10 protein-coding genes are annotated in these 11,822 nt (G+C 66.6%); all 10 read right to left on the bottom strand.

Annotated features, from left to right (window positions below):
• Window positions 1-88: 88 nt before the first annotated feature.
• On the bottom strand, window positions 89-1,936 hold the full coding sequence (locus tag ABD154_RS00350) for an ABC transporter substrate-binding protein (protein ID WP_344249297.1): 1,848 nt from the start codon (window positions 1,934-1,936) through the stop codon (window positions 89-91).
• Window positions 1,937-2,149: 213 nt separating this feature from the next.
• Window positions 2,150-3,220, bottom strand: a complete 1,071-nt coding sequence (locus ABD154_RS00345) for an ABC transporter ATP-binding protein (RefSeq protein ID WP_344249295.1) — start codon at window positions 3,218-3,220, stop codon at window positions 2,150-2,152.
• Between the two features lie 12 nt (window positions 3,221-3,232).
• Window positions 3,233-4,933 (bottom strand): glycoside hydrolase family 13 protein, encoded by a 1,701-nt coding sequence (locus ABD154_RS00340; RefSeq protein ID WP_344249293.1) that lies wholly within the window; start codon window positions 4,931-4,933, stop codon window positions 3,233-3,235.
• Window positions 4,934-5,064: 131 nt separating this feature from the next.
• Window positions 5,065-5,976, bottom strand: coding sequence for a carbohydrate ABC transporter permease (locus ABD154_RS00335; protein WP_344249291.1), 912 nt, complete (start codon window positions 5,974-5,976; stop codon window positions 5,065-5,067).
• Window positions 5,976-6,881, bottom strand: coding sequence for a carbohydrate ABC transporter permease (locus ABD154_RS00330; protein WP_344249289.1), 906 nt, complete (start codon window positions 6,879-6,881; stop codon window positions 5,976-5,978). Before ABD154_RS00330 ends, ABD154_RS00335 begins: the two co-directional genes overlap by 1 nt.
• 25 nt (window positions 6,882-6,906) lie before the next feature.
• Complete coding sequence (locus ABD154_RS00325; RefSeq protein ID WP_344249287.1) at window positions 6,907-8,109, bottom strand: ABC transporter substrate-binding protein; 1,203 nt, start codon at window positions 8,107-8,109, stop codon at window positions 6,907-6,909.
• A 190-nt stretch (window positions 8,110-8,299) separates the two neighbouring features.
• Window positions 8,300-9,508, bottom strand: a complete 1,209-nt coding sequence (locus ABD154_RS00320; RefSeq protein WP_344249285.1) for an ROK family protein — start codon at window positions 9,506-9,508, stop codon at window positions 8,300-8,302.
• A gap of 104 nt (window positions 9,509-9,612) precedes the next feature.
• Entirely contained in the window at window positions 9,613-11,037 is a 1,425-nt protein-coding gene (locus ABD154_RS00315) for a type III PLP-dependent enzyme domain-containing protein (RefSeq protein WP_344249283.1), read from the bottom strand.
• 116 nt (window positions 11,038-11,153) lie between these two features.
• Window positions 11,154-11,546, bottom strand: a complete 393-nt coding sequence (locus ABD154_RS00310; protein ID WP_344249281.1) for a hypothetical protein — start codon at window positions 11,544-11,546, stop codon at window positions 11,154-11,156.
• Window positions 11,527-11,748, bottom strand: a complete 222-nt coding sequence (locus ABD154_RS00305) for a hypothetical protein (RefSeq protein WP_344249279.1) — start codon at window positions 11,746-11,748, stop codon at window positions 11,527-11,529. The genes ABD154_RS00310 and ABD154_RS00305 overlap by 20 nt, the downstream gene beginning before the upstream one ends.
• Window positions 11,749-11,822 lie beyond the last annotated feature (74 nt).

The raw sequence follows: 11,822 nt of genomic DNA, 5'->3' as shown, positions 1-11,822 counted from the left end.
CCGGCCACCGCCGAGGTGGTGCTCGGGCAGTGCGTTCCGGTGCGGAACTGCCGGCGGTGACCGGAGCGGCCGGGGTGGGACGGGTCGACTACTCGCGGTCGTCGGCGTTCCTGCGCCCGCGGGTGGCGAACCAGAGAACTCCGCCACCGCCGACGATGACGGCGATCGCGATGCCGACCCAGGCACCCGCGCTCAGCCCGCCTCCGTCAGAGGCACCGGCGGCTTCGCTCGCGGGTTCGACCGAGGTGTAGCCCCAGTAGCCGACCTGGTTGGCGATCGCGCCGCCGTCGCTTGGCTGCTTCGTGAAGCCGGTGAACTTGTCCGAACGGTAGGCCTCGAGCTGGTTGGGGTACCAGAGCACGATCGAGGGAGTGTCCTCGTAGTTGATCTCGAGGGCCTGACGGACGAGGTCGGCACGCTTGCCCTGGTCGAGTTCGATGTGCTGGGCCTGGTAGAGCTTGTCGAACTCGGGGTTGCAGTAGCCGTCCTGCGTGGTGCCGCCGTTGCCTTCGGCGTCGGGACGGTTGCCGCACGTGTTGATGCTCAGCTGGTAGTCCGGATCGGGGTTGATCGACCAGCCGGAGAAGTAGAGGTCGTAGTCCCCCTTCGTGGTGAGCTCGGAGACGGTGTCGGAGTCGCTCGATTCGTTCTTCAGCTGGATCCCGATGTCCTTCATCCACGGTTCGAGGAACTTCGCGGTGTTCTGCTCGATCGGCTCGGCGGCGTCGGTGAGGAAGCGGAGTTCGAGCTTCTTGCCGTCCTTCTCCCGGATTCCGTCGGCACCGGGGGTCCACCCGGCTTCGTCGAGGAGGGATTTCGCCTTCTCGACGTCGAACCCGGTGATCACAGGGTTATCGGCGGGCAGAGCCCAGGTCGAGTACACCGAGGGGATGAAGCTCGTCGCGGGCTGGGCGTAGTCCTGCATGACCTGCTTGCGCAGCGTCTCGGTGTCGATGCCGGCGCGGATCGCCTGCCGGACCTTCACGTCCTTGAGCGCCTCGTTGCCGGTGCCGAACTCCTTGCCCTCGGCGTCGGCGAGGCCGGAGTTGATGGAGATGCTGTTGAAGCGGCGGCCGCGGCCGTCGTTGAGTTCGACGCCGTCGGCGCCTTCGAGGGCGGTGAACTGCTCCGGGGAGAGCAGCGTGATCATGTCGACCTCACCCGAGCGGACGGCCTGCACCTGGGCGTCGGAGTTCGTGTAGTACCGGTACTGGATGCCGTCGAGCTTGGGCTTGCCGCGCCAGAAGTTCGGGTTGGCCTTGAGCGTGACCGATTTGTTCGCCTCGTAGCTCTCGAGCTGGAAGGGTCCCGAGCCGACCGTGTTCGCATCATTCTTGAACTCGCCCGGGTTGTCGATTGTCGACCAGATGTGCTCGGGGACGACGGGGATCTCCTGGCCGGGATTGTTCGCCTGCGGATTCTTCAGCGTGATGACGACAGTACCGTCGTCGGGCGCTTCGACCTTCTCGAAGTTCTCGACGAGGCTGCCGTTGGCGACCGCGAGATCCTCGTTCTCCATCATCTGCGTGTAGGTCCAGGCGACGTCGTTCGCCGTCAGCGGTTCGCCGTCCGACCACTTCATGTCCGGGCGGATGCTGTACGTCCACACCTTGCCGTCGTCGTCGGTCGACCATTCGGTCGCCAGGCCCTCGGTGATCGAACCGTCCTTCGCATCGTTGGCGACGAGGTTCTCGTACATGTAGCGGAAGGTGTTCGTCGGGAGGAGGTAGAAGGAGGTGAACGGGTTGAATGAGTCGATGAAGCCGTCGGTGGCGATGCGCAGCGTCGTCGCATCCGCGGTGCCGCCGTCGGTCGGTTGGGGTTCTGTCGTCTGAGCGCTTGCCGGTGCCGTCGCCAGCCCGGCGGCGAGCGCGATCGCGGCAAGTCCCGCGACCGTTCTGCCGAGCCCCCTGCGCAGCGTGCTGTGGGTGAACATCATCGTCCTTCCGGTCGTCATCGAACCATCGGCGCAGGTGAGACCCTGCTCACAACTCATCCTAGGTCGCAATGCGGGCTGAGGGACGGAAATGCGCGCCGTGGCTCGCTCCCTTTCCTACTGCACCGTAGGGCCGGACCGCCATCGAAAGACTGGACGACCGGATCAGAGCGGCGAGATCTCCGGCTCCCCCGCCTCGGCGAGGACATGACCCTAGAGCCTGATCCCCGATTCGGCATCGAAGAGGTGAAGCCTCTCCGGGTCCGGGTGCGCGCGGATCGTCTCACCCTTGCGCGGAGCGCGCTCCGTGGGCACCCGGACGACGACCAACTCCGCCTCCCCGGCATCGGCGGGTCGACCGTGGACGAAGGTGTCCGCACCGAGCACCTCCACCATTTCCACTCTTAGGCGAATTCCGCGCTCGCCCAGTCGAAGGTCCTCCGGTCTGATCCCCACCGTGATGGTGTCCCCGGAGGATGCCTGCAGCGCCTCCCTGGGCACCGGGATGACCACGTCACCGACGACGGCACCGGCTTCCATCTTCTCCGCCTGCACGAGGTTCATCGCAGGCGAACCGATGAACCCCGCCACGAAGACATTCGCCGGTCGCGAGTACATCACCGACGGAGAGTCGACCTGCTGCAGCTGACCGTCGTTGAGGACCGCGATCCTGTCCCCCATCGTCAGTGCTTCCGTCTGATCGTGGGTGACGTACACAGTGGTGACCCCGAGACGCGACTGCAGCGAAGCGATCTGCGAGCGCATCTGCACGCGCAGTTTGGCATCGAGATTCGACAGCGGCTCGTCCATGAGGAACACCCTGGGCTCTCGCACGATGGCCCTTCCCATCGCCACCCTCTGTCGCTGTCCGCCCGACAGCGCTCTGGGCTTTCGGTCGAGGTATTCGCCGAGGTCGAGCAGCTCTGCGGCATCGCGGACACGGGCTCTGCGCTGCGCAGCGGGAACTCCGGCGATCTTGAGGGCGAAGCCCATGTTGTCTCCCACACTCATGTGCGGATAGAGAGCGTAGTTCTGGAACACCATGGCGATGTCCCGCTCGTTGGGCGGGACATCGGTGATGTCTCGGTCGCCGATGAGGATCCGTCCGTCGCTCACCTCTTCGAGGCCGGCCAGCATCCGCAGGCTCGTGGACTTGCCACAGCCGGACGGTCCGACGAGAACGATGAACTCGCCGTCCTCGACGTGGAGGTCGAGACCGTCGACTGCAGGCTTCCGGCCGGGCTGATAGACCCGACTCGCGCTGTCATATGTCACTGTCGCCATGGCGTGCGCCCTTCATCCTCTCGTGTTCTCACCGGTGTCGGGATCTCGCAGCCATACGGTCGCAGCGCCGGGGAGAGTGCCGTCGCCAGGCAGCTCCTCGCTCGAGAGCAGGACGTCACCGTCCGGCAGCGGCACCGATTGCGGGCCGAAATTCGTCACACTGACCCAGCCGCCCGGCCGCCGGAATCCGACGACCTCGTCTCCGAGTTCGAGCCACTCCAGCTGCTCGCTCTCTCTCAGCTCGCTGCGCAGTCGCAGCGCACGGCGATACAGCCACAGTGTCGACGACGGGTCGCCCTCCTCGCGCTCGGCAGAGTACTCGGCGAACCAGTCAGGCTGCGGCAGATGCGGCGCCGCGTCTCCGAAGCCGAAAGCCGGTCCTTCTGATGTCCACGGCAACGGCACTCGACAGCCGTCGCGACCGAGCTCCACGCCGCGGCTGCGGAAGAACGTCGGATCCTGCCGTGCGGCCTCGGGGATGTCCGGCACCTCGTGCAGCCCGAGTTCCTCGCCTTGGTACAGATAGGCCGAACCTGGCAGGGCGAGCTGCAGCAGCGTGGCCGCGCGAGCCCGGCGCAGACCCAGAGCAGCGTCGAGTTCGGGCGCGGTTCCCCCGGAGAGCAGCCATTCCCGCCCCATGCGCTCACTGTCTCCTGAGACCGGCAGTCCGTAGCGCGTGGCGTGACGGACGACATCGTGGTTGGAGAACACCCACGTGGTCGATGATCCCGAGGCGGCCGCCAGTTCGAGGTTCGCCGTGATGACGCTTCGGAAGACCCGGGGGTCGAAGTCGGCGCGCAGCAGATCGAAGCTGAAGGCCTGCCCCAATCCGTCCTCGCCGGCGTAGCGAGCCCGGCGATCGGGATCCACCCACGCCTCCGCGACTCCGATCAGGGGCGGATCATAGCTGCGGAAGAGCCGCCTCCATTCCGCATAGATGTCGTGAACGTCGTCTCGGTCCCAGAGCGGATGCTGTCCGTCGTGAGGCAGGGCGTCGAGTTCGGCCTGAGTCGGCAGAGGCTCTCCCTCCGGGGGAAGGTCCTTGGCCAGACCGTGGGCGACATCCACGCGGAAGCCGTCGACTCCGCGGTCGGCCCAGAAGCGCAGAGTGGCGAGGAAGTCTGCACGCACGTCCGGGTTGTTCCAGTCGAGGTCGGGCTGTTCGGGGGCGAAGTTGTGGAGATACCACTGGCCGTCCCCCACCGGTTCCCAGGCGGAGCCGCCGAAGATCGAAGTCCAGTCCGACGGGGGCAGTTCCCCTCGCTCCCCGCGTCCGTCTCTGAAGAGGTAGCGTCCCCGTTCCGGGGAGCCCTTGCTTGCGGCCAGCGCTGCCCGGAACCATTCGTGCCTGTCCGACGTATGGTTGGGCACGATGTCGACGATGATGCGGATTCCGACGTCGTGCAGTGCTGCGGTCAGGGCGTCGAACTCGGCGAGTGTGCCGAGTCGCGGGTCCACATCGCGGTAGTCGTCGACATCATAGCCGCCGTCTGCGAGCGCGGACGGGTAGAACGGGCTGAGCCAGACGGCGTCGATGCCCAGAGCGCTGAGATAGGGCACCTTCTCGATGATTCCGGCGAGATCGCCGATGCCGTTGGCGTCGGAGTCGGCGAAGCTGCGCGGGTAGATCTGGTAGACGGCGGCCTGACGCCACCAATCGTGGTCGTGGAGGAGCGCGGTCGAGCGCGAACGCGATTCTGAGGTCTGGAGCATTGTGGTATTCCTGTCCTGTTCGTACCGGAGACGGGATCTGAGGCGGGCTGTGACCGGGGACGACTCCGCGGTGGAGCATCGGGGCCGAGAGCTCCTGGACGGGGGCGCACGGTTGGGAGGTCCCGGTCTGATCACTTCACCGCTCCCTGGGTCACTCCGGACATCACCCAACGCTGCGTGAAGAGGTAGACGATGACCGCCGGCGCCATCGCCATGAGATACGACGAGAAGGCGATGTGGTAGTTGTTGCTGAACTGAGTCTGGAAGATCGACTGCACGACGGGGAGGGTCTGCAGACTCGGATCGGCGATGATGAGCGAGGGCATCATGAAGTCGTTCCAGGAGGCGAGGAAGGAGAAGATGCCGACCGTCGCGCTCATCGGCGCGAGAAGCGGGAAGACGATCCGCCAGAAGACCTGTGTGGTCGACGCACCGTCGATCCGCGCACTCTCCTCGAGCTCTTCCGGAAGGCTGCGCAGGAACGCGGTGTAGAGCATGACGGAGAACGACAGCTGGAACAGGATGTGGAGGACGGCCACTCCGAGTGGATTCGCCAGGCCGACCATGCCGGTCAGCTTCACCTGCGACAGCGCGAGGACCGGGAACGGCAGGAACATCGCGGCCAGGAGGTAGAAGAAGGACCAGCGGAACAGTCTGCGATGCCAGTTCCGTGAGATCGCGTAGGCGGCCATGGAGCTGAGAAGGATGGTTCCGACGACGGAGACGGTCGTCACGAACACGGAGATTGCGAAGGCTCGAGGGAAGTTCGTCAGCGACCACGCCTCGACGATGCCCTCGAGACTCGGAGGAGCAGGCAGTGCGAACGCCTCGCCATCGACAGCTTGGGAACCCGACTTCAACGCCATCGAGACGGTGACGTAGAGCGGAACCAGGACTGTCAGCGAGCATGCTGCGAGCAGCACGGTGAGACCGACTCCCCGACGCCGCCGGCGTCGTGTTCCCGCCTTGGTGCGGTCGGCGTCGAGATTGCGCGGTGAGGTTCGGACAGCGGAGTCGGGGAGCACAGTGGGTGTTGCAGACATCAGGAGCCGGCCTTTCCGCGGGAGAGCCGCAGTTGGATGAGGGCGATGCCGAGTGCGATGAGGAAGAAGATCACTGAGTTCGCCATCTGGTAGGCGTAATCGCCGTTGTCGAAGCCGCGGAAGATCATCATCGCCACCGACCGGGTTGACGTGCCCGGTCCGCCGTCGGTGAGGCCGACGATGACGTCGTACGAATTGAGGAAGTTCTTGAACCCGATCACCACGTTGATGGCGATGTATCCGGCCATCAGGGGCAGGGTGATGGAGCGCAGCCGGGACCACGACGTCGCTCCGTCGAGCGCCGCTGCTTCGTACACCTCCGCGGGGATGGAGACGAGTCCGGCGATGTAGATGAGCATGGCGGAGGGGACGGCCTGCCACGCCGTGACGATGACGATCGAGATCCATGCGAGATCGGGATCGGAGAGGATGCTCTCTTCGAGGAATCCGAGTCCCCCGGCCGCTGCCGCGGCGGGCACCGTGCGTGAGAAGAGGAAGTTGAAGACGAACGCGATGATGATCCCTGACAGCACCATCGGCAGGACGAACACTGCTCGAAGCGCATTCTTGGCGCGGATTCGCGAAGTCAGGCCGATGGCGAGAAGCAGAGCGATGACGTTGACGAGAATCACGGTGACCACCGCGACGCCGATCGTGAAGCCGTATGCGCCGAGGATGGCAGGATCGCTGAAGAGAACCGCGTAATTGGTGAGACCGACGAAGTTCCACTCCCCGAACCCGATCGAGTCGGTGAAGCTGAAGAAGACGCCCATCACCGCTGGAACTGTGAGGGCCAGGGTGAAGGCGAGCACCGCAGGCAGCAGAAAGAGGAAATGGACGGCCTCGGCGCCACGTCTGCGGCGCCGAACTTGGTGGCGGTTGCCGGTCCGGCTCTCTGTGGTCATCGTTCTCCTCATCGTTGAGTTCGGTTCATGACCGGCGGGCCAATCTGGCCCAGTCGTCGTCGAGGGTGGAGAGAACTCCTTCGAGATCGGCCCCGAGCACGAGGCCCTGCATGTAGTTCTCGAACGGAATCGTGCGGGGAATGGCCGTGGACGCACCCTGGTAGAAGGCCCCGCGGTCGACGTACGACTGCATCTCAACGAGTCGCTCGTCGGTGACAGGCGGCGCCCCGGCGCGCACTCCGAAACCGAGGTTCTCGGCGTTGTACGTGTCCTGTATCGCGGGGTCGAGCAGAAAGGCTGCCAGCTCGCGGGCTCCATCGGGATTGCGCGCGGCCTCGGGAATCCAGAGTGCGAGGTCGATGTTGACGCGCACCCTGAGATCGTCCGCGTCCTCGGTCATCGGCAGCGGGAAGGTCCCGATGTCGAGGTCGGCATTCGTCTTGGCGATCTCGCCGAGCGCCCACGGGCCGTGCAGATACATCGCGCCCTCGCCTCGGGCGAAGGCGAGGTTGCCGTCTCCGTAGCCCAGACTCGCCGCGTTCCGGTTCGAGTAGGCGGCGAGCTCGAGCATCTTCGACAGCGGACCGAAGAAGTCCTTGCTGAAGGACACCGGGGCCGTCGGACCGAGGTCGTCTCCCTGTGCCCGCAGCTGCGCGAAGAAATCGGCGATGTTCAGCCCGCCACCCAGGCTGTAATCGGCGAGTCCCTGCGACACGGTCCACGCGTCGGCGTAAGTGCTGATGAGAGGCGTCACCCCTGCATCCTGGAATGTCCCGCACGCTTCCAGCAGCTCGGTCCAGGTCCGGGGCACCTCGACCCCGCACCGGTCGAACAGCTCGCGATTGTAGAGAACGGAGGCCGCCATCAAGGAGTAGGGGATGACACTGGTTCGCCCAGGATAGCCGGGATACTGATCGACCAGACCCTGGATCTCGGGCGCGACGGCCGCTGCCTCTGGCAGATCCGAGAGGTCGGAGAGCGCGCCGCGCTCCTGGAAGCGCGCCATCTCGAAGTTGTAATTGAGGCAGCCGAGATCGGGCGGGGCACTGCGAGCGAAGCCTCCCGACAGATTGGATGCGGTGTCATGAACTGCGCGGAGCCCTGTGCCCTCGGCGTTGAAGGCAGCGACGAGTTCGCGGAAATAGGGGATGGCCTCGGGCTTCGACTGGTACAGCGTGACGGTCGGCCGACCGCTCGCACCTCCGGAGCAGCCGCCGAGGGACAACATGGTTCCGGCCGCAGCGGTGGCGAGGAACCCCCGTCGCGTTGCGACGAATGGTTGAGAGTCTGCCGGTGATCGGGACACGTCGTTGTCTCCTGATGGTCAAGCGCAAATGCTTCAAGCTGTTTCTATAGCGCTTAAATATACCTCCTAAATTAATTAAATCAAGCGACCTGCGCCCGGGGCTGTGCATTCGTCAGTCCGAGAGGCGAGCCCGCAGCAGGTCGCGGACAGCTTCGAGTGCGACGGCGATGGCTCCGTCGACCACGGCATCGCCGCCCAGCTTCGAGGGAACGATCCTCACCGGCATCGGCGCGTAGTCGGCCACCATCTCCTCGGCGCGGCGCAGAAGGATCTCGTCCTCAAGCGCCGTGGCCCCGCTGACGACCACGACCTGCGGGTTGAGCAGGCTCGACAGGGTCGCCACGACCCGCGCCAAACGATCCGACAGGTCATCGACCAACCGCAGCGCCGCCGGTCTCCCCGCTGCGGCCTGCGCGATGAGTTCGTGGGGGTCCAAGGGCAGCGGTGCCTCATCCACTCCCCTGGCGTTCTCCCGCTCTGCCCACTTCCGGGCGAGTCGGCCCAGCCCCTCGGTCGAACGCACACCTTCGACGTGCTCGAGATAGACCATCTCTCCGGCTCCGCCGCGTGCACCGGTGAGAAGGTGTCCGCCGTCGACGATTCCTGCTCCGAACCGCTCTCCGGCCAAGAGCATGACGAAGTCCCCCGCGGGGTCGACGGCGCCCGCATGGCGTTCGGCGATGGCCGCGAGGTTGGCATCGTTGTGGACCGAGACTGCCCAGTCGAGGTCGTGCAGCACCTCCTGCAGGTCCACTTCCACTTCCCGCCAGAACGGGTCCTCCATCGCCATCGAGCCCTCGGCGGCGATGGGCGCGGCGAATCCGAAGCAGATGGTCCGCACCTGCTCATGGTCTGCCTCCGCCCCTGCGATCGCCCGATCGATGGCGGTGCGCACCTGCGCAGCGCGACTCCGGCTCGCATCATCGGCAAAGCGGATGCGGGCTCCGCCCAGACGACGACCGGTGACATCGGCGACTGCCACGGATACGGAATTCAGCCCCGCGTCGACACCGACACAGAGGGCATCGCGCGCTCGGGGGAAGAAGCGCTTGCCGGGGCGACCGCTGCCGCTCTGCCGGTCGGGCGGCCCCTGGACGATGAGTCCGCGGCGCTGCAGATCGTCGCATTGCGCGAGGACTGTGGCTCGCGTGAGTCCGGTCTGAGAGATGAGATCGTTCGTCGACATCCCCACGAGCGGATCACCGGCCCAGAGCCGGTCGAGCACGAGCCGCTCATTCCACTCGCGCACGGTGTGGCGCGGACCGTCTGCCGCTGAGATGGGCAGATGCCCCAGCGGCTGTCCGCTCTCCGTCGTCACCATCACCTCAGAGTATCCGGTGACGGGGCGATGCGGAGCCCAGTGACGGCCGCTTCTGCCGACTGCTGTTCCACGCTGCGCGGGTGCAGAGTTCGCCACCGACCGGATCAGAGCGGCGAGATCTCCGACTCCCCTGCCTCGGCGAGGATCTCCGCGATCGTCTGCCCGCGCCGGATGAGCGAGAACTCCACCCCAGCGCCGAGGCGATCCTCCCCTTCCGCGGAACCGGGGACTCCGCGCGCGGCATAGCCGTACACGGGCACGCGTGGCAGGAGGTTGTAGGAGAACGGATTCGCGAAGTAGTACGCGCCGGTGTCGGGCACGGCGACGAGATCGCCGACGTCGAGGCGGGGCAGCTCGCGGTTCTCGGCGAGGAGGTCACCAGCGAAGCACGCCGGTCCAGCGACGTCGGTGGGAACCGCCTCGCCGCGTTTGGGGGCACCATCGACGGCGAACGGAAGGATCCGCAGCGGCCAGTCCGCGGGAGCGTAGGCGGTGCGGGTGGCGACCTGCACGCCCGCGTGGGTCATCGCGATGCGCCGCCCACCGGTCGTCTTCGCGGTTTCGACGCGGGTGAGGATCGTGCCGGCCTTCGCGAGCAGGGAGCGGCCGAACTCAGTGACGATGTCGAACTCCACGAGGGCGGGGACGACGGCGTCGAGGACTTCACGGTAGGCCGCGAAGGTCGGGGTCACCTCGTCGCTCGTGAAGTTGACCGGCAGGCCGCCGCCGATGTCGATGCGGGTGACCTGGCGAGCACCCGCCCTCGCATTGACCTCGCGGGCGAGGTCGACGGCCGCGGCGATCCCCGCTGCCGCCTGGTCGAGGGTGATTCCTTGCGACCCCGAATGGACGTGGACCTGGGTCAGCCACGGGCGGGCGAGGTAGGCCTCGATGAAAGCGTCGCGGGCGCCCGGGTCGGCGATCCCGATGCCGAACTTCGACGTCTGCGTCGCCGTGCTCATCGCGCCGATCGCACCGACCCCGGACTGCGGGTTGATCCTCACCCCGATCACCGAGGTGGTGCGATCGTCGACGAGCTCGTCGAGTCGGGCGAGCTCCTCCCAGCTGTCGGCGTTGAGCGAGATGCCGAGGGCGAGCGCGCGGCGCAGCTCGCTCATCGTCTTCGCGGGCGAGTCGAAGACGATCGTCTCGGGCCGGAACCCGGCGGAGAGGGCGAGCTCGAGTTCGCCGGGGCTCGCGACCTCGCAGCCGGCTCCCGCCTCGGCGAAGAACCGGAGCAGCGGCAGCAGGGGCACGGCCTTGCAGGCGACGGCGTGGAGGACAGTGGTGTCCGATGTCGCGGTGGTGTCGGTGGTTGCCGTCGCGGCGGGATCGAACGCCGCGGTCAGCTGCGCGAACGCGGCGGCCACCTCGTCGAGGTCGATGAGGCCGAGCACGGGACTGTCGTCGGTGAGCGCCGGGACGTCGCCGCGAGCAGGCGGCTCGGTCGACGAGTTCTCTGCGATCGCTGCGATGGCACGGCTGCGGCGCTCGGTCAGGGCGGCGGTGTCGCGTGGTGTGCTGTCCATGGGGTCCTTCACGGTCACGTCGTCGTCCGGATCCGGCACTGAGGACGGTGCCGGGTCTCCGAGACCATCATGGCATCCGCTCCGGACGCGCCGGCACGCCACCCCGGCACCGCGCCTCAGACGTTGCGCAGCTGCACGGGCACGGACTCCCACCACCAGCCTGACTCGCGGTCCCAGCGCCCGGTCTCATCGAGGACATCCTCAATCCGCTCGCGCGTCGACGAGCCGCCGTACTGGACCTCGATGATCGCGCCGCCGCATCGATCGACCACGTGGACGTCGGCATCGTCGATGGCGGGGAACTCCGCTGCCGCCCGTTCGGCGGCCTGGCGGCTCGGCATCTCGTCGCAGTGGACCTTCGAGGGCACGTTGTCAAAGACGACGTCCTGGACCGTGAACGAGGAGATCACCCGCCCGCAGACGAAGGCTCCGACGATGAGCGCGGCGAGACCGCTGCCGACCGCGATGGCGATGCCGCGGACGAGCCGTCTACGCGCGATGACCGCCACCGAGGAGCGGACGGTCATCCGGCGCCGGCACGGTGCTGCTCACCGTCCCTGCGTCATGCGGCAGCTGCCGACCGAGGCGGCGATCGACTCTGATGAGCACACGCAGTCCCACGATCATGAGCGCGATGATGAGAACCGCGGACACTGCCGCGAAGACGATCATCAGGATTCCCAGCAGGTCCGCCTGCAACGACAATTCCACAGATTGCTCCTTCCACCGCACGATCGGCGGTTGCGACGACCGCACGACTGCGCGGCCTCACCCACTGTGCCCGG

The organism is Brevibacterium sanguinis, from assembly GCF_039528855.1.
Taxonomy (GTDB): Bacteria; Actinomycetota; Actinomycetes; order Actinomycetales; family Brevibacteriaceae; genus Brevibacterium; species Brevibacterium sanguinis.
This window is presented reverse-complemented; position numbering and strand designations above follow the sequence as displayed.